The organism is Pantoea sp. JV6, assembly GCF_025910055.1.
GTDB classification, from domain to species: Bacteria; Pseudomonadota; Gammaproteobacteria; order Enterobacterales; family Enterobacteriaceae; genus Pantoea; species Pantoea agglomerans.
Map to the genome: position 1 here is coordinate 151195 of NZ_JAPCIM010000022.1, position 20848 is coordinate 172042.

A 20848-nucleotide genomic window follows, 5' to 3' on the forward strand; every position below is an offset into this window, starting at 1 on the left:
GCGATCCCGAAGTCGCAAACAGGCACGGATCATGCTTCTCCGTGCCTTTAGTGAAACCGGACTTCAGTCGTTATGGCTGATAGCTGACTCAGCGCTGACGATAACGGGATGCTGATTGATTCCGTGAAAGGTGGGGAACCATCGTGCCACGTGCCTGATCGTAGTCGTGCCACATCTGCAGATCCTCAAGCGACGGAATGGTTACCGTCTCCTTGCTGTCGAGTCCGGCAAGCGCGGCGTCCACCATCTCATCAACGTCCATCAGCATTTCAGCCGGAATGTCATTAATAGACTGGCCTGCGCGGTCGAAAATCTCCGTACGGGTCGCACCGGGTAACACGGCCTGTACCTGCACGCCGCTCTCTGCGAGTTCACGCTGCATCGCACGCGTCAGAGTCAGTACATAAGACTTAGTGGCGTTATAAGCGCCGTTGAACATCTCATGCACCAGCGACAACACCGAGGCGATATTGATAATGATGCCATTACCGCGCGCTTTGAAAGCCCGGCCAGCCGCCTGTGCCAGACGGGTGGGTGCCAGAATATTTAACGCCAGCATGGTGTTAATGCGTGTGATGTCCGCCTCCAGAAACTCACCCTCAACGCCCATGCCCGCGTTGTTCAGCAACAGCGTAATCTGTGCGTTGTTCGCGATCTCCGACTCCACGCGTTGCAGATCCTGCTCGTGCGTTAAGTCAGCCGCCATAACCGTCACCCGAATATCGTGCTGCTTTGCCAGTGCGTCAGCCAGGGTGGTGAGCCGCCCCTGATCGCGTGCGACCAGAATCAAATCATAACCGCATGCTGCCAGTCGTTTTGCATAGGTCGCACCGATACCGCTGGATGCGCCGGTGATTAAAGCTGTGCCTGATTGTGACATCTCTTTTTCCTCGTATGATGGTCGTCATAATAGCCATCAATATGACGATCATCATATCTGTCGTCAAGCTGGAATATGATGACCGTAATAATTACTATAATAGCCAGACGCTACGTAGCAGACACCGCAGGAGATGAGATGGAGAAGCAGAGCAGCAAAGCGCATACGCGGCAGCGTATCCTTGATGAGGCGGCGCGCGTGATGCGTGAAACCGGCACCGAAGGAATTGGTGTGGCGGCGCTGATGAAGCGGGTCGGTCTGACACACGGCGGTTTTTATGCGCATTTTACCTCACGCGAGGAGCTGGTCGAGGAGGTGCTGAAGCATATGTTTGCTGAAGCCGATACCTTCAAGCCTGCGGAGTCCGTGACAGAGCCAGCGCAGCAGCTGGCAGATTTTATTGATAGCTATCTTTCCGAGGCGCATCGCAATGCGCCGGCACAGGGCTGTCCATTAGCCGCTCTGGTGAGTGAAGTAGCTCATCTTCCACAGCCAACGCGGCAGATCTTCGCACAGGGCTTTAACGCGATGCATGCCGGTCTGGCGCAGATATTGCGTGAGCTGAGGCTGCCCGATGCGGAAGCGCTGGCCTCCAGCATGCTCGCAGAGATGGTTGGTGCGCTGGCGCTGGCGCGAGCCTGTCCGGATGCAGAGCAGGCCAGCCAGATGCTGCAACGCAGCCGCGATGCGCTGAAGCAGCGCACGCTGGAGGTGGCGGCATGAGTGAACACGCTATCCGCGACATCATCAGTTCCGGTCTTGATGTGCTGTTCTGTGGCATTAACCCGGGTCAGTCAACCGCCCATCAGGGGTTTCACTTTGCGCATCCCGGCAACCGGTTCTGGAAAGTGATCCATCTGGCGGGATTCACCCAGCAGCAGCTGAAGCCGGAAGAGGAGCAGCGCTTAACGGAGACCGGCTGCGGCATCACCATGCTGGTTGAGCGGCCCACGGTGCAGGCGAGTGAGTTAGAGCCTGATGAGCTGCGGGATGGCGGTAAACGGCTGATGGAAAAGGTGCTGGATTACCAGCCGGCAGCGCTGGCGATTCTGGGTAAGGATGCGTTTCGTCGTGCTTTTAAGCAGAGCAAAGTCGAATGGGGCAAACAGCCGATATGTATGGGGAAAACGCAGGTATGGGTGTTGCCGAATCCCAGCGGCCTTAATCGCGCATCGCTGGACGAGATGGTAGAGGCTTATCGTCAGCTTTATGTGGAACTGCATGCGGGGAACGAATGAATCTGCGCAGGGCAGGGGAGAGGCAGTAACAGGCAGGCATAAAAAACCCCGGCGAACCGGGGTTTTTGTCTGACTTAATCGTCGAGGAAACTACGCAGCACTTCCGAACGGCTCGGATGGCGCAGTTTACGCAGAGCTTTGGCTTCAATCTGGCGAATACGCTCACGCGTAACGTCGAACTGTTTGCCCACTTCTTCCAGCGTATGGTCAGTGTTCATATCGATACCGAAACGCATGCGCAGCACTTTCGCTTCGCGCGCGGTCAGGCCAGCCAGCACGTCATGGGTAGCAGAACGCAGGCTCTCTGAGGTAGCAGAATCCAGCGGCAGCTCCAGCGTGGTGTCTTCGATAAAATCGCCCAGATGTGAATCTTCATCATCACCAATCGGCGTCTCCATGGAGATCGGCTCTTTAGCGATTTTCAGCACCTTGCGGATTTTATCTTCTGGCATCAGCATACGTTCGGCCAGCTCTTCCGGCGTGGGTTCGCGGCCCATCTCCTGCAGCATCTGGCGTGAAATACGGTTGAGCTTGTTGATGGTCTCAATCATATGCACCGGAATACGGATGGTACGCGCCTGGTCGGCGATAGAGCGGGTGATAGCCTGACGGATCCACCATGTCGCATAGGTCGAGAACTTGTAACCACGGCGATATTCAAACTTATCTACCGCTTTCATCAGGCCGATATTACCTTCCTGAATCAGGTCAAGGAACTGCAGACCGCGGTTGGTATATTTCTTGGCAATCGAAATAACCAGACGAAGGTTAGCTTCCACCATCTCTTTCTTGGCGCGACGTGCTTTAGCTTCACCGATCGACATGCGACGGTTAATGTCTTTGACCTGTTCAATGGTCAGACCGGTCTCTTCTTCAACCTGCGCCAGCTTCTGCAGGGAACGTGTCACGTCATCCTGCACTTCCAGCAGCTTTTCAGACCACGGCTTGTTCATGGCCAGTGCGGCTTTGAACCAGGTTTCATTGGTTTCGTTGCCGGTAAACAGCGTGATGAAGTTTTTCTTCGGCATTTTGCACAGCTCAATACAGAGCTTCATGATCAGACGTTCCTGCGTACGGACGCGTTCCATCATGGTGCGCATGCTGCCGACCAGGTAATCGAACTGCTTCGGTACCAGGCGGAACTGCTTGAAGACATCAGAGAGGTTCTGGATTTCAGCAACGGCGGCAGCATGACTGCGACCTTTGCTTTTAATCACTGCGCGGGTAGTTTCATACTGCTTACGCAGGTCAGAAAACTTCTCGCGCGCCAGTTCCGGATCGATTGAGTTATCGTCGTCGGAGCTGTCATCATCCTCCTCATCTTCTTCTTCATCGTCCTTACGATCGGCATCAGAGAGTTCAGAGCCCACGTGCGTTGCCGTGGGGGCGATATCTTCTTCTGCGTTAGGATCGACGAAACCGGTGATCAGATCGGAGAGGCGTGATTCGCCTGCTTCAACTTTGTCGTACTGATCCAGAAGATACGTAATCGCTTCAGGGTATTCGGCTACAGAACATTGAACCTGGTTGATACCGTCTTCAATACGCTTAGCGATGTCAATTTCGCCTTCGCGCGTCAGCAGTTCAACGGTACCCATTTCACGCATATACATGCGGACCGGGTCAGTGGTACGCCCGATTTCAGATTCAACGCTGGATAACACCTGAGCGGCAGCTTCCGCGGCATCTTCGTCAGTATCGGAGCTGTTTTCGTTCAGCATCAGATCGTCGGCATCCGGGGCTTCTTCAACCACCTGAATACCCATGTCGTTAATCATCTGGATGATGTCTTCGATCTGATCTGAGTCGACGATATCTTCCGGCAGATGGTCATTGACCTCAGCATAGGTCAGATAGCCTTGCTCCTTACCACGGGTGACAAGAAGCTTGAGCTGTGACTGCGGGTTTTGCTCCATAAGACGGTATCCACACTTCTGTTAAATTAGATTGGTGTCGGTCGGCAGCGAGCCAACAATAGCAGTAAAGGCATTTAATTCTTGCCGCTGCCTTCGTCGCGGCGTGGGCTTTGCCCATCAGTAATCGGCACTTAAGCCGCTTGTATAAACTCTGTGCTAAGGGCCTGGCTTACTTGCCATTCTTGTCCCCGGCAGTGCTCGCTTTCCTCACGTACTTCAGTACGCTCCGGAAGCTGTGCGCTGGCGGTGACCAGACTGGCTTCGACGCCTGCGGCCTTTAAATTTTGTGCTAAGGGCCTGGCTTACTCGCCATTCTGCTCCCCGGCAGTGCTCGCTTTCCTCACGTACTTCAGTACGCTCCGGAAGCTGTGCGCTGGCGGTGACCAGACTGGCTTCGACGCCTGCGGCCTTAAAACTATGTGCTGCGGGCCTGGCTCTACGCCAGAGGCCTTTAAACCTGGTACTGCGGACTATTTCGGTCCCGGACTGTTCACGGTATCGAAACGGGTGTCAGCAGCACTAAAACAGGCAATCTGCCCTTTCCTCTGTCAGAACGGGCAGCGTGCTGAAAACAGTTACTTTCTGGCAAACGCCTGACTGAGAGTCCAGAGTTCCCGGCGCTCATCGGCGCTCAGTCCCTGGGTGCGTTCACGCGCAATCAAAAACTCCAGGCGCTCTTCAAGAGCAGAGTCGTAGATGCTGGCCAGCGAGTCCTGAAACACCGCTTCGGCTTCCTCATCTACTATCATGTGGTTCCAGATCGCCAGTGTTTCAAGCGTCTGACTAAAATTTGTTCCGCGATATAACTCTAGTAGCTGACCGGTGGTCAATCCAGGATTCTCATTACAACGGCCCACTAATTCAATAAATAGCGGTAAACCCGGCATTTTTGACTCAGACAGCCCATCAAGCGAAGGCACCAGGGTGGCCAGCTGCGGACTCTGAATCAGCAACGCGATCAGCACGCGCATAGTGGTACGCTTCAGCGGTGGTGCTACCGGCGTCGTTCCGCTTGCGGCCAGCTTCGGCATCAGCTTTTCAAGCTGATTGTCGTCAAGAATACCCAGTTTATTCCCCAGTTCCTGACGCATATAAATACGTAAGGTCTCACCAGGGATCTGCGTAATCAGCGGTAAAGCCAGCGTGCTCAGGCGCGCTTTTCCGTCGCGTGAGCTCAGATCCACCTGCGGCAGCAGGCTATCAAATAAAAACGAAGAGAGCGGCATCGCCTGCTCCATCCTCGCTTCGAAGGCGTCTTTACCCTCTTTGCGTACCAGCGTATCCGGGTCTTCACCATCGGGTAAAAACATAAAGCGTAGCTGACGACCATCATTCATGTAAGGCAATGCGGTTTCAAGCGCACGCCATGCCGCTTCACGACCAGCCCTGTCGCCGTCGTAGCAGCAGATCACGGTGTCGGTACTGCGGAACAGCAACTGAATGTGTTCAGCAGTGGTGGAGGTGCCTAATGACGCGACGGCATAATCTATCCCGTACTGCGCCAGCGCAACCACGTCCATGTATCCCTCAACCACTAACAGGCGGGCGGGTTCAGGATGATTCTTAACGGCTTCATAGAGGCCATAGAGCTGGCGGCCTTTATGGAAAATAGGTGTTTCCGGCGAGTTCAGATACTTCGGCGTATCGTTACCCAGTACGCGTCCGCCAAAACCTATGACGCGTCCACGCTTATCGCGGATCGGAAACATGACGCGGTCGCGAAACCGGTCATAAGTTCGGCCTTTGTCATTGCTGACCAGCATGCCCGCTTCCATCAATGACTCGCGATCTTCCGATTGCTTACCAAAACGCTTGAGAACGTTATCCCAGCCGGCTGGCGCGTAACCTATGGCGAAGTGATTGATGATTTCGGCGCTCAGACCACGACGATCAAGATAGTCGCGTGCTGGCTGCGCACTGGATTGCTGCAGACCCTGCTGATAAAAACCGTTCAGGTTCTCCATCAGCTGATACAGGCTCTGGCGCTGATGGCGTTCCATCTGGCTGGGCCCGCTGCCTGCTTCGTAAGGCACGTCTAAACCGTGGGAAGTGGCTAACTCTTCAATACTTTCCACAAACTCCAGACGATCAAAGTTCATTAAAAAGTCGATAGCGTTGCCGTGTGCACCACAGCCGAAACAGTGATAGAACTGCTTTTCGCCGTTTACGGTGAAAGAGGGCGTTTTTTCATTATGGAAAGGACAGCACGCATGGAAATTCTTACCCTGCTTTTTCAGCTTAACGCGGGCATCGATAAGATCCACGATATCCGTGCGGGCAAGTAAATCGTTGATAAATACGCGTGGAATTCGTCCAGCCATACGCCCCAGATTTTCAGCTCATAAACGGCAACAAGCCGCGCTTCCTTTCGGAAAGCACGGCCTTTTACTTGACTCTGTCTGCGTGAATCACGCGGTGGAGGCGGACCTCCGGAACGACTTAGTACAGACGAGTGCGGCGTGCGTTTTCGCGAGCCAGTTTCTTGGCGTGACGCTTAACTGCTGACGCTTTAGCGCGCTTACGTTCGGTAGTCGGTTTTTCATAGAACTCACGACGACGAACTTCAGCCAGAACGCCTGCTTTCTCGCATGAACGCTTGAAGCGACGCAGTGCTACGTCAAATGGCTCGTTTTCACGTACTTTAATTACCGGCATGTAACTCTCACCTCGATAAAATTCGGTTTTTGCTGCTGACTGCGGCGCCAGCACATTTCAAAATGGTGCAGCATTTTACTCCAACTCAAGTTGGTTTGTAAAGCACCATGGATAATTTGAAACCAACAGGAGCGTTTGCCTGTGCGGCTGCCGGTTTTTCCAGGGGCGGGAGTATAGCGCACTCTTTAGCCGACAGAAAATGACTTTTTACGGTGGATGCCCGCGCTGCACATCCAATTGCTGTGATAAACTGCGCGCCGCAAGAATGAGGTGATGCAATGCGAATTCTGGGTATTGAAACGTCGTGCGATGAAACCGGCATCGCAATCTATGATGACGAGGCCGGATTACTGGCTAACCAACTCTACAGCCAGGTAAAACTGCACGCCGATTATGGCGGTGTGGTGCCGGAACTGGCCTCACGTGATCACGTGCGTAAAACCGTGCCGTTGATTCAGGCTGCGCTGAAAGAGGCCGGTCTGGAGCCGCAGCAGATCGACGCGGTGGCTTACACGGCAGGCCCTGGACTGGTCGGTGCGCTGCTGGTTGGTGCCACCATTGGCCGCGCCCTGGCGTTTGCCTGGAAAGTCCCCGCCGTGCCGGTCCACCATATGGAAGGCCACCTGCTGGCGCCGATGCTGGAAGAGAATCCGCCGGAATTTCCGTTTGTCGCACTCCTGGTGTCGGGCGGACATACGCAGCTGATTAGCGTCACCGGCATTGGTGAATACGCGCTGCTGGGTGAATCGATCGATGATGCCGCGGGTGAAGCGTTCGACAAAACGGCCAAGCTGCTTGGGCTGGATTATCCGGGCGGGCCAATGCTGTCGAAGATGGCGCAGCAGGGCACGGCGGGACGTTTTACCTTCCCGCGTCCGATGACCGATCGTCCGGGCCTGGATTTCAGCTTCTCCGGCCTGAAAACCTTTGCCGCCAATACTATCCGCGCCAATGATGATGATGCTCAGACCCGTGCTGACATCGCCCGCGCCTTTGAAGATGCGGTGGTGGATACGCTGTCGATCAAATGTAAGCGTGCGCTGGATCAGACCGGCTTTAAGCGTCTGGTGATTGCCGGTGGCGTCAGCGCTAACCGCACACTGCGCGAGCAGATGGCGATCATGATGCAAAAGCGCGGCGGTGAAGTGTTCTACGCCCGCCCGGAGTTCTGTACCGATAACGGTGCGATGATCGCGTATGCGGGCATGGTGCGGTTAAAAGGCGGAACGCGGGGAGAGTTAAGCGTCAGCGTGCGACCGCGCTGGCCGCTGTCGGAACTGCCCGCCATCTGATGTGAAAAAAGCCGGCTCACAAGCCTGCATCTGGGGGAATCTGGCCGTAACGGATAAGCTCAACGCGCAGGGAACAGGGTCAGAGGAGGAAAGCGTCACGCGCCATGGATGGCGCGGGCCGAGCGGTCAGGGATGACGGCTTTTGCGTCTTTCCGATCTGACCCTGTTTCCTGCGCAGTCGCGGACATAAAGCCAGACTTTGTCGACACCTTCAGGCCAGCTTTTTTTATGGCTGAGATTTCTTTTTGCGCTTCCAGATCTTGCCTTCCTGACCCCGCCACAGCCGCTGAATATTATCGTGATGACGCAGCAGGATCAGACAGGAGAGCATAGAAACCGGGAAGGTGAACTGCGGTTTGAACCACCACACATAAAAAGGCGCGATCAGCGCACTGACGATGGCACCCAGCGAGGAATAGCCGCTGAGTAAGACCGTTAACAGCCAGGTGCCGGTGACCAGCCCGGTTAAGTCCCAGCCAATCGGCGCAATCGCGCCAAATGCCGTCGCCACACCCTTGCCACCGCGAAAGTGAAAGAACACCGGATAGATATGACCCAGACAGGCGGCAATGGCGGTCAGGCCGAGATAGAGCGGAGTCACGTGCATCAGATAGGCCAGCCAGACCGGCACCATCCCTTTCAGCACATCAAACACTAATACGCTGGCTGCTGCGGTTTTACCCCCCAGACGCAGGACGTTGGTGGCACCCGGATTGCCGGAACCGTGTGTGCGCGGATCGGGCAGGCCAGCGAGTTTGCAAACCAGAATCGCACTGGAAATCGAACCGCAAAGATACGCGAAAATAATCATACCAAGCGCGAAAGCACTCATAACACCGTACCGTTCCCTTTAGGGTCGTTTTGATCTCTTTAACCGTGGATAATACGCATAATCAGCCGGAAGTGGTATCCGGCTTAGCCAAAAACAGAGACTCTCATCATGGATATCGTATTTATAGAACAACTCACGGTCTTCACCACTATTGGCGTTTACGACTGGGAACAGGGCATACAGCAGAAGCTGGTGCTCGATGTCGAAATGGCCTGGGATAACCGTCTGGCGGCCAGCAGCGACGATGTGAAAGATTGTCTCAGCTATGCGGATGTCTCCTCGGCGATTCTGACGCATCTTACCGGCAGTCGTTTTGCGCTGGTTGAACGGGTTGCTGAAGAAATCGCGGATCTGTTGATGAACCGTTTCAATTCGCCTGGCGTCCGCATAAAGGTAAGCAAACCGGGGGCTGTAGCCCAGGCAGCACAGGTTGGCGTGCGAATTGAGCGCGGGACTATTCCTAAATAAATACGATGTGATTGCCATCACAATGAAACCAAACCAAATTACTGTCTGTCATAGCGTGTACCGTTTCGTTACAGCAGGCGAAATGGTGTAGACCTTAAGGTTTAATTCAGGCTGATAGCGGCATGATTTCAGGCGATAGCCACGCGCTACCGCCTTTTTAATGGTTTTGAAACGGATAGAGGAAACATTTGATGGCAGATATTCATCAGCTTTGGGTAGCTGCAATCCTGGGCGTTGTGGAAGGGCTGACCGAATTTCTACCGGTCTCTTCCACAGGGCACATGATTATAGTGGGTCACCTGCTGGGCTTTGAGGGTGAAAAAGCCGAGACCTTTGAAGTTGTGATCCAGTTAGGATCGATTCTGGCTGTAGTAGTGATGTTCTGGCGCCGTCTGTTTGGCCTGATCGGCATCCACTTTGGCGAAGTCAAACATGAAGGCGTCGGCACTGGCCGTCTGTCGCTGATCCATATCCTGCTGGGTATGGTACCGGCGGTGGTCGTGGGTCTGGTGCTGCACGATCAGATCAAAACGCTGTTTAATCCGATCAACGTGATGTACGCCCTGGTGGTAGGGGGTGTGCTGCTGCTGGCAGCTGAGTACCTTAAGCCAAAACAGCCGAAAGCGGTGGGCGTCGATGATATTACCTATCGTCAGGCGTTGATGATTGGCTGTTTCCAGTGCTTAGCGCTGTGGCCGGGCTTCTCACGTTCCGGTGCAACCATCTCCGGTGGCATGCTGATGGGCGTGAGCCGCTATGCGGCGTCGGAGTTCTCCTTCATCCTGGCAGTGCCAATGATGATGGGTGCAACCGTACTGGATTTGTACAAGAGCATCGGCTTCCTGACGATGGCGGATTTCCCGATGTTCGCGGTAGGCTTTGTCACGGCGTTTATCGTGGCGCTGATTGCGATTAAAGCCTTCCTTCAGCTGATCAAACGCATCTCATTTGTCTCGTTCGCGATCTACCGCTTTATTGTGGCAGCCGCGGTTTACATGGTCTTCATGTAAAGCCCACGCAGCCTGCTAGTCAGGCTGCGTAATCGCCAGACCCTGCGCGACGGCGTCAATCCGTCGTCGCGTCAACTCTTCCCGCACTTCTGCACCTTTAAATCCCGCTTCGACCACCGCTTTGGTCGGCACCGCCTGCGCCAGCGCAAAAGCACGACGCAGATAGTCACCCTGCGGATAAGCCATGCTCTCCAGTCCGGCTCGCCCGCGCGCATCCGCTTCACTGGTCAGCGCCATCTGCTCAACGCGCTGTGGCTTACGCCAGGCATCGATTCGGTCAAACAGTGCTACCAGCGACGCGGCAGATTGCCGTTCAATAGTGTGCACCACGTCGTGAAATTCGGTCACAATCAGCGCCAGATCGCGAATCGCGTTTGGCACCCGCAGTCGCTGGCACAGCGCCTCGACCAGGGGAACGCCGGCCAGGCCATGACCGTGGTGGCTGGGCCACAACTCAGGCGGCGTCAGCGCCTTGCCGACGTCATGGAACAGCGTGGCGAAGCGCACCTCGATCTCACTGGAGAGGGCGGCGGCCATCGCCAGTGTCATCAGCGTATGGACGCCGGTATCGATTTCCGGGTGCCACTTAATCGGCGCAGGAATACCAAACAGATTATCCAGCTCAGGAAACAGCACCTGCAATGCACCGCAGTCGCGCAGGACCTGAAAATAGACCTGCGGATTACGGGAACTCAGCGCCTTTTCCGTCTCTTTCCACACCCGCTCAGCAGTGAGATTCGACAGCTCGCCGCTTTCGGCCATCTGCTGCATCAGCAGCTGGGTTTCGGGGGCAATACGAAAGTTGAGATGGGCAAAACGCGCCGCAAAGCGCGCAACGCGCAGTACCCGCAGCGGATCTTCACTGAAGGCGTCAGAGACGTGACGCAGCAGGCGCAGGGCAATATCACGCTGGCCATTATAAGGATCGACCAGCTCACCGTTTTCATCCTGCGCAATCGCATTGATGGTCAGATCGCGGCGTTGTAAGTCCTGCTCCAGCGTCACGTCGGGCGCGGACCAGGTGACAAAACCGGTGTAGCCTTTCCCGTTTTTCCGCTCGGTACGTGCCAGCGCATATTCTTCGCGACTGACGGGATGCAGGAAAACGGGAAAATCGCGACCGACCTGGTGATAGCCCTGCTCAAGCATGGCTTCGGGCGTGGAACCTGTCACCACCCAATCTTTGTCTGTAACCGGCAGATTCAGCAGCGCATCACGCACCGCACCGCCAACAAGAAACGTCTTCACGCAAAACTCCAGAGAAAAAGAAATGACCTGCACGCCGGGCGCGTCCCGCGCCTGAAATCAGCGGTGCATATCATTTTATTGTTGCACAGATTCCCCGGATTGCAGACATGCCAAAAGGGGGATCCTGCGATCCCCTGCTCAAATCCGGCTAAATGGTGTCAGTTCATCCAGCGATCGCTTTTCTTACGGCGCGGCAGCATGTGCGGCAGTAACAGGCCCAGCAGCAGGCCGACGCCCAGCACGCCGCCGCCATACATAAACCACTGCATGATGATGGTGCGCTGCTTATCATCCAGCTGAACGTTAGCGGCGCTGACTTTCTTCTGCGCGACGATCAGCTCATTTTTCAGCTTCTGATTCTCGCCTTTCAGCCCGTTGATAACGCCGTCGCTGCTGGCGACTTTGTTCTGCATCTCAGCCGTGCGCTGGTTCCAGCCGTTGTCGATGTTATCCAGTTTGGCGGTCAGATCTTTCACCTGCTGCTCAAGCTGAGGCACCCGGGTGCGCAGGCTCGGATTAGCACTGAGCTGCGACAGGGGGATCCAGGTGGTGCGGCCTTCCGAATCACGGATCTGGCCATAATGCGTGTCATTGTTGGTCTGTAACAGCTGCACCTCTTCCCCGGCGTTCAGCTTACCGAGCAGGCGAAACTGATCGCCCGGTCCGCTGCGAACCCAGGTTGAAAGTTCATCAGAAACATAGCGTTTTTCTTCGGCATGGGCAGGTGCAAGGGTGCTAAGGGCCAGCAAAGTGAGTCCAGCGAGAGTAATTTTTTTCATTCGATTTCGTTTGGCTTAGTCTGACTAAAAATTTACCGGCACAGTCTGGAGAGGCCTCGCATAAATCTGAATGAGAACTATCCTGGTCTCATGAGAGTGCGAAAAGGTCTGCGAAAGAGCAAAGAAAGCAGAGACAGCGCGGCTTCTGTGCATTAATCTTCGCCTGATAACCCCTTGCCCTCCAGGCGACAGCTTGAGTAACCTGCTGATAATCGCCTGAAATATGCAGGAAACACCCTCTTAAGTGCCAGCGGCGTAGTGAATAAAAAATTATGACCATCGAAATCGAACTAAAGTTCATTGCAACTCCACAGGCGGCCGGGAAACTGGCTGAACTGCTCTCCACTCTGCCGCATCAGCATCAGGCTGCTCGCGAGCTGACCAACATCTACTTTGAAACCGACGACAACCAGCTACGACGCTGGGATATGGGATTGCGTATCCGCGGCGTAGACCAGCGTTATGAAATGACGCTGAAAGCGGCGGGGCAGACGCTCGGCGGACTGCATCAGCGCCCGGAATACAACGTTGAGCTCAGCGAACCGGTTCTGGACATTGCACGCCTGCCGGCAGAGATCTGGCCGCAGGGCACCGATGTCGCGGCGTTGCAGCCGCGCTTGCAGCCCCTGTTCACCACCCATTTCCAGCGCGAGATCTGGCTGATCACCACAGGCAACAGTGAAATTGAAGTGGCGTTTGATCAGGGCGAGGTCACGGCAGGTAATCTCAGCGAACCGCTGTGCGAGATCGAGCTGGAGCTGAAACGTGGCGAACGCCAGGATCTGCTGGCCTTCGCACAGCAGCTGGTGGCGCTGGGTGGTCTGCGTATGGGCAGCCTGAGCAAAGCCGCCCGCGGCTATCAGCTGGCGCAGGGGAATCCGCCGCGCCAGATACAGCCTTTCCCGCTGCTAAAAGCGGGCGCCAAAGCCACCGTAGAGCAGGGCATGGCGGCCGCGATGTCGGCAGGACTTCATCACTGGCAATATCATGAAGAAGTCTGGCTGCGCGGCAATGCGGCGGCCCAGGATGCGGTGCGCGAAGCGCTGGATCTGCTGCGTCAGGCGTTCAGCCTGTTTGGTGCGCTGGTGCCGCGTAAAGCCAGCAGTGCGCTGCGTCAGCAGCTGACCACGCTGGAAGAGACGCTGGTGAATGAAGAGCAGGATGCTGCCAATTTCTGCTTATCTTCCCTCTCGGTTGAGACGCAGCTGGCGCTGACACACTGGCTGGCTGAATCTCAGTGGCGTCAGTGGATCGATGCCAAAGGGGAAGCCAAGCTGCAGGGGTCCTATAAACGCTTCAGCGACATTATGCTGAGCCGCGTCAACGCCGATCTGAGAGAAACGTTCATCACGGTAAAACAACCCAACGAGTATCAGGACAAAGCTACCCGTCTGGCGCGTCAATTGCTTACCGTCCACCTGCTGGCGGGATTCTATCCGTCTGAGGCGGTCGTCAGCTGGCTCGACCCGTGGCAACAGCTGCTGTCGGCAATTCATGAAAAACAGACGTCCGGGTTAGCCTGGCTGGCGATGCAGGCGCTGAAACAGCCTCCGTTCTGGCTCACCAGCGGCGCTGGCCGCTAAAGGACATTCCGTCACGCCATCAAGGAGGGAGTTATGTTGTCAGCACTTCCCGCGTTGCTACGCGACCAGGCCGAAGAGGCCGCCCGACAGATTGGGGTTCCGCTGGCTTCGTTAAGCCCGGAGCAGGCTGCCGGACTGGCTTTCAGCGATTTTGTGCTGGAAAACCTGCAACAACATCCCGATTGGTGGCAGGCGATGCTCGACCAGCCGCCGCAGCCTGATGAGTGGCAACACTACTCTGCGTGGCTCAATCAGGCGCTTAGCGGCATCGACAGTGAAGCGAGCCTGATGCGTGAACTGCGGCTGTTTCGTCGCCGTATGCTGGTACGCATCGCCTGGATGCAGTCTCTGCAGCACGCCACAACCGAACAGAGCCTGCAACAGCTCAGCGCATTAGCCGAAGTGCTGATCAGCCGGGCGCGTGACTGGGTTTATCAGGATTGCTGTCGTGATTTTGGTACGCCCTGTAATGCGGACGGCGACGCGCAGCCGATGCTGATTCTGGGCATGGGCAAGCTGGGCGGCGGCGAACTCAATTTTTCTTCTGATATTGATCTGATCTTTGCCTGGCCGGAAAACGGCACAACGCGTGGCGGACGGCGTGAACTCGACAACGCTCAGTTCTTTACCCGCATGGGACAGCGGCTGATTAAAGTGCTGGATCAACCCACCATGGATGGTTTTGTCTATCGGGTGGATATGCGACTGCGCCCGTTTGGCGACAGCGGCCCGCTGGTGATGAGCTTTGCCGCGCTGGAAGATTATTACCAGGAGCAGGGACGCGACTGGGAGCGTTACGCCATGGTCAAGGCGCGGCTGATGGGCGATGACCACGATCGCTGGAGCCTGGAGCTGCAGCAGATGCTGCGGCCATTCGTTTACCGCCGCTACATCGACTTCAGCGTGATCCAGTCGCTGCGAAACATGAAAGGGATGATCAGCCGCGAAGTGCGGCGACGCGGGCTAAAAAACAATATCAAACTGGGTGCGGGCGGCATCCGTGAAACCGAATTTATCGTGCAGGTATTCCAGCTGATTCGCGGCGGGCGTGAGCGCTCGTTGCAGCTGCGCTCACTGCTGCCGACGCTGGAGGCGATCAAAACCCTGGCCCTGCTGCCCGCGGAACAGGTCGATGCGTTGCGTGTTGCCTACCTGTTCCTGCGGCGGCTGGAGAATCTGCTGCAAAGCCTGGGCGACGAGCAGACCCAGACCCTGCCAGAGGATGAACTGCATCGTGCCCGGCTGGCGTGGGCGATGGATTGTGCCGACTGGCCTGCTCTGATGACCCGGCTCGACGGCCAGATGGCGGCGGTGCGCTCTATCTTCGACGAGCTGATTGGCGAAGATACCCCTGAGATTGGCGATCAGCGTGAGCTGGCAGAGTTTCAGGTGCTGTGGCAGGACCAGCTGGAGGATAGCGAACTGGCGCCGCTGGTGCCGCAGCTCAGTGACGAGCAGCGGCTTACGCTGCACCAGACGCTGGAGGCGTTTCGCCAGGATATCAACCGGCGCACCATCGGCCCGCGTGGCCGTCAGGCGCTGGACCAGCTGATGCCGCGTCTGCTGAGCGAAGTCTGCCCGCGTGAAGATGCGGCGGTGACGCTCGGCCGCCTGACGCCGCTGCTGATCGGTGTGCTGACCCGCAGCACCTATCTGGAGTTGCTGACCGAATATCACGGTGCGCTGCGCCACTTAATTCGCCTGTGCGCCGCCTCACCGATGGTGGCCAGCCAGCTGGCGCGTCATCCCTTATTGCTGGATGAACTGCTCGATCCCGCCACGCTCTATCAGCCAACCGCCACCGATGCCTATCGCGATGAGCTGCGTCAGTATCTGCTGCGCATCCCTACCGAGGACGAAGAGCAGCAGCTGGAAGCGGTGCGGCAGTTTAAGCAGGCACAGCATCTGCGTATTGCTGCCGCCGACATCGCCGGAACGCTGCCGGTGATGAAAGTCAGCGATCATCTCACCTGGCTGGCAGAAGCGATTATCGAATCTGTGGTGCGCCAGGCGTGGAATATGATGGTGCAGCGTTACGGCCGTCCTTCGCATCTGAGTAATGAACATGAACGCGGTTTTGCCGTGCTGGGCTACGGCAAACTGGGGGGCTGGGAGCTGGGTTACAGTTCTGACCTCGATTTGGTGTTCCTGCATGACTGCCCGGCAGACGCGGTGACAGAAGGGGAGCGCAGCATCGATGGCCGCCAGTTCTATCTGCGCCTCGCCCAGCGCATCATGCATCTTTTCAGTACCCGCACCTCCTCCGGCATTCTCTACGAAGTGGATGCGCGCCTGCGTCCTTCGGGCGCGGCGGGCATGCTGGTCAGTACCTTTGAGGCCTTTGAAGAGTATCAGCGCAGTGAAGCCTGGACCTGGGAGCATCAGGCGCTGGTCCGGGCACGCGTCGTCTTTGGCGAGGCGGCACTGGGTGAACGTTTCAGCGTGATTCGTCAGGCTATTCTGTCGCTGCCACGTGCCGCCGAAGCGCTGCAAACGGAAGTACGTGAGATGCGTGAAAAGATGCGCACACACCTCAGCAACAAACATAAAGGTCGCTGGGATATCAAAGCCGACGCGGGCGGCATCACCGATATTGAATTCATCGCCCAATATCTTGTCTTACGCTACGCCGCTGAGCAGCCTGAACTGACGCGCTGGTCTGACAATGTGCGCATTTTCGAGCTGATGGCGAAGTACCATAAAATGCCCGCCGATGAAGCACAGGCGCTGACGCAGGCTTATGTGACGCTGCGCGACGCATTGCACCATCGCGCCCTGCAGGAACAGCCCGGCCACGTTGAGCCAGAGGCCTATGCAGCGGAGCGGCAGACGGTTCTGAGCAGCTGGCAGCGCTGGCTGATAACGCCTGCGTCTATCCTGGCGTGATGCTGATAGCACAAATCGCAACTGTGCTATCATCCGCGCACTATTTTTAATGCAGTCTGGAGTGTCTGGAATGAAAGTGACTCTGCCCGCGTTCGGCCAAGCCTCAGTGCTGGTTGTTGGCGATGTAATGTTGGATCGTTACTGGTATGGCCCAACCAGCCGTATCTCCCCTGAAGCGCCGGTTCCGGTGGTGAAAGTGGACACGGTTGAAGAGCGCCCTGGCGGCGCGGCAAACGTGGCGATGAACATTGCAGCACTCGGTGCCGCGTCGCGCCTGATTGGCCTGACTGGCGAAGATGATGCGGCGCGTGTGTTGAGTAACACGCTGAAAGACGTCAACGTGCATTGTGACTTCGTGGCGGTCAAAAGCCATCCGACCATTACCAAACTGCGCGTGCTTTCCCGTAATCAGCAGCTGATCCGCCTCGATTTTGAAGAGGGCTTTGATCAGGTCGATCCGGAGCCGATTCACCAGAAAATGCGTGATTCACTGGCCGCCGCGGGTGCGCTGGTGCTGTCCGATTACGCCAAAGGCGCGCTCTCCAGCGTGCAGACCATGATTACTCTGGCGCGCGAAGCGGGCGTACCGGTATTAATCGATCCGAAAGGCACCGATTTTGCGCGCTACCGTGGCGCGACGCTGCTGACGCCGAACCTCTCTGAGTTTGAAGCCGTGGTCGGCAAATGTAAAAACGAAGAGGAGATCGTGGCGCGCGGCACCCAGCTGATCGCCGATTTTGACCTCTCCGCGCTGCTGGTGACCCGTTCAGAAAATGGCATGACACTGCTGCAGCCAGGCAAAGCGCCTCTGCATCTGCCCACCCAGGCACAGGAAGTCTATGACGTGACCGGTGCCGGCGATACGGTGATTGGCGTGCTGGCGGCGGCATTAGCGGCCGGTGATTCGCTGGAAGAAGCTTGTTTCCTGGCCAACGCGGCTGCGGGTGTGGTGGTGGGTAAACTGGGTACGTCCACCGTCAGCACCGTTGAGCTGGAAAATGCGATTCATGCCCGCCCGGAACAGGGTTTCGGCATCATGACCGAAGCGCAGTTAAAAGCCGCCGTTGAGATGGCCCGTCGCCGAGGCGAAAAAGTGGTAATGACCAACGGCGTGTTCGACATTCTGCATGCCGGTCATGTCTCCTACCTGGCAAATGCCCGCAAGCTCGGCGATCGACTGATTGTCGCGGTGAACAGCGATGCGTCAACTAAACGTCTGAAAGGCGAAAGCCGTCCGGTGAATCCGCAGGAAAACCGGATGATCGTGCTGGGCGCGCTGGAAGCGGTGGACTGGGTGGTGGTATTTGAAGAGGATACGCCGCAGCGGCTGATTGCGGGCATTCTCCCTGACTTGCTGGTCAAAGGGGGAGATTACAAGCCGGAAGATATCGCGGGCAGCAAAGAAGTGTGGGCAAATGGCGGCGACGTTCAGGTGCTGAACTTCGAAGATGGTATCTCCACTACCAACATTATCAAAACCATCCGCGGCAGCTAAAGCGCAGCGTAAGCGGGAGCCGGGCTCCCGCTTAAGGGCTTATTCTGGCTTGTTGTCCGCAACAGGCTTCACCACGTCCGCAACCGGTGACGGCGAGGCTGCAGGTGAGGTCGCTACGGCGGCTGATGGTGTGGTCGCGGCAGCAGGTGTTACCGGTGCGGTTGCTGTCGGCGGCGTACCGGCTGATGAACCCTGACTTTCCAGCTGCGCCAGACGCTGCTCCAGCGCCGCCAGCTTCTCACGTGTACGCAGTAATACCTGCGTCTGCACATCAAACTCCTCACGGTTGACCAGATCCATCCGGGTCAGCTGCGCCTGAAGAACCTGACGAATTTTCTTTTCGACATCATCACCAAACTCACGAACACCTTTAGGCATCGCTTCGTGAACCTGACGGGCAAGTTGTTCAATTTTTTTCGTGTCGATCATGATGATTTCCTGGTTACGGGGAGCTGTGTCAGCGTGTTTACCAACGTAATAAGTGTTAAGTGTAATGCCAGAAATGAAAAGGATAAACCTCAAATCGGTAACGCAGGAAATGCAAAAGCAATTGCGCTATTGATGATTGCCGCCTCAAACGATCGGCGTTATAGTTAAAGTGCTTATTCTCAGGGCGGGGCGCAATTCCCCACCGGCGGTAAATCAGCTTCGGCTGAAAGCCCGCGAGCGCTTTATCTTGATGAAAAGAGAGGTAAAGGTCAGCAGATCCGGTGTAATTCCGGGGCCGACGGTTACAGTCCGGATGGGAGAGGGTAACGACATCTGTCGGACAATTGTGTCTGCTTCACGTTATTGCCACGTCTTTTTGACGTCACTCCTAAGCACGCCCTGATTCTGGTAACCCATACATTTTAAGGTTTTTATTACCATGAATCAGACGCTACTTTCTGAATTTGGCACGCCTGAACAGCGTGTAGAACGTGCTATCGCCGCCCTGCGTGAGGGACGCGGTGTGATGGTACTCGACGATGAAAATCGCGAAAACGAAGGCGACATGATCTTCGCCGCAGAAACCATGACCGTTGAACAGATGGCACTGACTATCCGTCACGGCAGCGGCATCGTCTGCCTTTGCCTGACCGAAGCGCGTCGCCAGCAGCTCGATCTGCCAATGATGGTGGAAAACAACACCAGCTCTTTCGGCACTGGCTTCACCGTGACCATTGAGGCCGCAGAAGGCGTCACCACGGGCGTCTCCGCGCAGGATCGTATCACCACCATCCGCGCCGCCATTGCCGACAATGCCAAACCCACCGATCTGCATCGCCCTGGTCATGTCTTCCCGCTGCGTGCCAGCGAAGGCGGCGTATTAACCCGTGGCGGGCATACCGAAGCGACTATTGATTTAGTCACCCTGGCCGGCTTTAAGCCCGCAGGTGTGCTGTGCGAACTGACCAACGACGATGGCACCATGGCCCATGCGCCAGAAGCGATTGCGTTCGCCCGTCAGCACAACATGCCGGTGGTGACCATCGAAGATCTGATCGCCTGGCGTCGCGCGCACGAAACACGCCACGCCAGCTAATCTGGCTGCCGCGATAAACAGGCTCCTCTCGAGCCTGTTTTTCTTCCTGCCGCCCAGGAATGGCGCGGCCTGACCGCTGACTTCTCCTCTCTCCTTCATGCCGAAGCGCTGTTAAACCTGCCACGTTAAATTTCATTCAAATTTCCTGATGATCACCATCATGGTTATCCGCGTGATAAAGCAGCGGATGCGCGTATCGTAATGGCTATCAAATACTCGATCCCGGGGATCACGAATGAGCCAGTTACGAATGCCAGCGCTGTTTTTGGGTCACGGCAGCCCGATGAATGCCCTTGAAGAGAATCGCTATACCGCCGCGTGGCGTCACCTGGGCGATACTCTGCCACGTCCACGCGCGATTATTGCGGTTTCGGCGCACTGGTATACGCGCGGTACCGCCGTGACGGCAATGGCACAGCCTGAGACCATTCATGATTTTGGGGGCTTTCCGCAGGCGCTGTTTGATACGCGCTATCCGGCACCGGGATCGCCTGAACTGGCGCAGCAGCTGGTGGAGCAGTTAGCGCCCGTTGCGGTGACGCTGGATCACGAGTGGGGACTGGATCATGGTTCCTGGGGTGTACTGATCAAGATGTATCCGGAGGCCGATATTCCGGTGGTCCAGCTAAGCATTGATGGCACCAAACCTGCGGCATGGCACTTTGAGATGGGCCAGAAACTGGCTGCACTGCGCGATCAGGGCGTGATGATCGTTGCCAGCGGCAACGTGGTACATAACCTGCGTAAAGTGCGCTGGGATGGCAACAGCGAAGTTTATCCATGGGCCAGCAGTTTTGAACAGTTTGTCCGCGATAACCTGGCGGTGCAGAGCGATGCTGCTTCTCATCCGCTGGTTAAGTTTATGGATCATCCTGGTGCGGCGCTTTCTAATCCGACACCTGAGCACTATCTGCCGCTGCTCTATGTACTTGGCGCACGTCAGCCAGATGACGCCATCAGCATTCCGGTTGATGGCATGGAGATGGGGGCGATCAGCATGTTGTCGGTTCAGGTAGGTTAGGGAAGCCAGAAGAAAACAGG

18 protein-coding genes and 1 riboswitch are annotated in these 20848 nt (G+C 56.3%); of the genes, 10 read left to right on the forward strand and 8 right to left on the reverse strand.

Annotation, left to right across the window (positions count from 1 at the left end):
• Window positions 1–88 precede the first annotated feature (88 nt).
• Complete coding sequence (locus tag OK412_RS20575; protein ID WP_264353495.1) at window positions 89–880, reverse strand: SDR family NAD(P)-dependent oxidoreductase; 792 nt, start codon at window positions 878–880, stop codon at window positions 89–91.
• A gap of 138 nt (window positions 881–1018) precedes the next feature.
• On the opposite strand from OK412_RS20575, the gene OK412_RS20580 reads away from it, so the two are divergent.
• Together OK412_RS20580 and mug are read left to right on the forward strand one after the other, a co-directional pair.
• Window positions 1019–1603: a TetR/AcrR family transcriptional regulator gene (locus OK412_RS20580; protein ID WP_060681111.1), complete on the forward strand. Its 585-nt coding sequence runs from the start codon at window positions 1019–1021 to the stop codon at window positions 1601–1603.
• Entirely contained in the window at window positions 1600–2118 is a 519-nt protein-coding gene (gene mug, locus OK412_RS20585; RefSeq protein ID WP_060681108.1) for a G/U mismatch-specific DNA glycosylase, read from the forward strand. Before OK412_RS20580 ends, mug begins: the two co-directional genes overlap by 4 nt.
• A gap of 74 nt (window positions 2119–2192) precedes the next feature.
• On the opposite strand, the gene rpoD is transcribed toward mug, so the two are convergent.
• From rpoD to rpsU, 3 genes are all read right to left on the reverse strand, one after another.
• Window positions 2193–4034: an RNA polymerase sigma factor RpoD gene (gene rpoD, locus OK412_RS20590; RefSeq protein ID WP_010678531.1), complete on the reverse strand. Its 1842-nt coding sequence runs from the start codon at window positions 4032–4034 to the stop codon at window positions 2193–2195.
• Between the two features lie 575 nt (window positions 4035–4609).
• Window positions 4610–6355: a DNA primase gene (dnaG, locus tag OK412_RS20595; protein ID WP_010699748.1), complete on the reverse strand. Its 1746-nt coding sequence runs from the start codon at window positions 6353–6355 to the stop codon at window positions 4610–4612.
• Between the two features lie 118 nt (window positions 6356–6473).
• The gene (gene rpsU / locus OK412_RS20600; protein WP_001144069.1) at window positions 6474–6689 is read right to left on the reverse strand and encodes a 30S ribosomal protein S21; all 216 of its coding nucleotides are present in this window, start codon (window positions 6687–6689) and stop codon (window positions 6474–6476) included.
• Window positions 6690–6967: 278 nt separating this feature from the next.
• Here rpsU and tsaD point away from each other — a divergent pair, with 278 nt between their 5' ends.
• Entirely contained in the window at window positions 6968–7981 is a 1014-nt protein-coding gene (gene tsaD, locus OK412_RS20605; RefSeq protein ID WP_022623892.1) for a tRNA (adenosine(37)-N6)-threonylcarbamoyltransferase complex transferase subunit TsaD, read from the forward strand.
• 226 nt (window positions 7982–8207) lie between these two features.
• On the opposite strand, the gene plsY is transcribed toward tsaD, so the two are convergent.
• Entirely contained in the window at window positions 8208–8813 is a 606-nt protein-coding gene (gene plsY / locus OK412_RS20610; protein WP_010249063.1) for a glycerol-3-phosphate 1-O-acyltransferase PlsY, read from the reverse strand.
• A gap of 108 nt (window positions 8814–8921) precedes the next feature.
• Between plsY and folB the strand changes: the two genes are divergently transcribed.
• Both folB and bacA read left to right on the forward strand, forming a co-directional pair.
• A complete protein-coding gene (gene folB / locus OK412_RS20615) occupies window positions 8922–9281 on the forward strand; it encodes a bifunctional dihydroneopterin aldolase/7,8-dihydroneopterin epimerase (protein ID WP_010249061.1) in 360 nt (119 codons plus the stop codon).
• Between the two features lie 191 nt (window positions 9282–9472).
• On the forward strand, window positions 9473–10291 hold the full coding sequence (bacA, locus tag OK412_RS20620) for an undecaprenyl-diphosphate phosphatase (protein WP_010671134.1): 819 nt from the start codon (window positions 9473–9475) through the stop codon (window positions 10289–10291).
• Between the two features lie 15 nt (window positions 10292–10306).
• Here bacA and OK412_RS20625 read toward each other — a convergent pair whose 3' ends face one another.
• Together OK412_RS20625 and OK412_RS20630 are read right to left on the reverse strand one after the other, a co-directional pair.
• Window positions 10307–11539: a multifunctional CCA addition/repair protein gene (locus OK412_RS20625; RefSeq protein ID WP_264353496.1), complete on the reverse strand. Its 1233-nt coding sequence runs from the start codon at window positions 11537–11539 to the stop codon at window positions 10307–10309.
• Between the two features lie 158 nt (window positions 11540–11697).
• Entirely contained in the window at window positions 11698–12318 is a 621-nt protein-coding gene (locus tag OK412_RS20630) for a TIGR04211 family SH3 domain-containing protein (RefSeq protein ID WP_264353497.1), read from the reverse strand.
• Between the two features lie 272 nt (window positions 12319–12590).
• Here OK412_RS20630 and OK412_RS20635 point away from each other — a divergent pair, with 272 nt between their 5' ends.
• From OK412_RS20635 to hldE, 3 genes are all read left to right on the forward strand, one after another.
• The gene (locus OK412_RS20635) at window positions 12591–13901 is read left to right on the forward strand and encodes an inorganic triphosphatase (RefSeq protein WP_264353498.1); all 1311 of its coding nucleotides are present in this window, start codon (window positions 12591–12593) and stop codon (window positions 13899–13901) included.
• 33 nt (window positions 13902–13934) lie between these two features.
• Window positions 13935–16787, forward strand: coding sequence for a bifunctional [glutamate--ammonia ligase]-adenylyl-L-tyrosine phosphorylase/[glutamate--ammonia-ligase] adenylyltransferase (gene glnE / locus OK412_RS20640; protein WP_264353499.1), 2853 nt, complete (start codon window positions 13935–13937; stop codon window positions 16785–16787).
• Window positions 16788–16857: 70 nt separating this feature from the next.
• Complete coding sequence (gene hldE, locus OK412_RS20645; RefSeq protein WP_010249049.1) at window positions 16858–18282, forward strand: bifunctional D-glycero-beta-D-manno-heptose-7-phosphate kinase/D-glycero-beta-D-manno-heptose 1-phosphate adenylyltransferase HldE; 1425 nt, start codon at window positions 16858–16860, stop codon at window positions 18280–18282.
• Window positions 18283–18321: 39 nt separating this feature from the next.
• Here the strand turns inward: hldE and ubiK are convergent, their stop codons facing one another.
• A complete protein-coding gene (gene ubiK, locus OK412_RS20650; protein WP_010249045.1) occupies window positions 18322–18711 on the reverse strand; it encodes a ubiquinone biosynthesis accessory factor UbiK in 390 nt (129 codons plus the stop codon).
• Between the two features lie 171 nt (window positions 18712–18882).
• Window positions 18883–19040, forward strand: a riboswitch (FMN riboswitch).
• 110 nt (window positions 19041–19150) lie between these two features.
• Between ubiK and ribB the strand changes: the two genes are divergently transcribed.
• Window positions 19151–19807 (forward strand): 3,4-dihydroxy-2-butanone-4-phosphate synthase, encoded by a 657-nt coding sequence (ribB, locus tag OK412_RS20655; RefSeq protein ID WP_022623886.1) that lies wholly within the window; start codon window positions 19151–19153, stop codon window positions 19805–19807.
• A gap of 235 nt (window positions 19808–20042) precedes the next feature.
• Window positions 20043–20828: a 4,5-DOPA dioxygenase extradiol gene (gene ygiD, locus OK412_RS20660; RefSeq protein ID WP_191922340.1), complete on the forward strand. Its 786-nt coding sequence runs from the start codon at window positions 20043–20045 to the stop codon at window positions 20826–20828.
• Window positions 20829–20848: the final 20 nt, after the last annotated feature.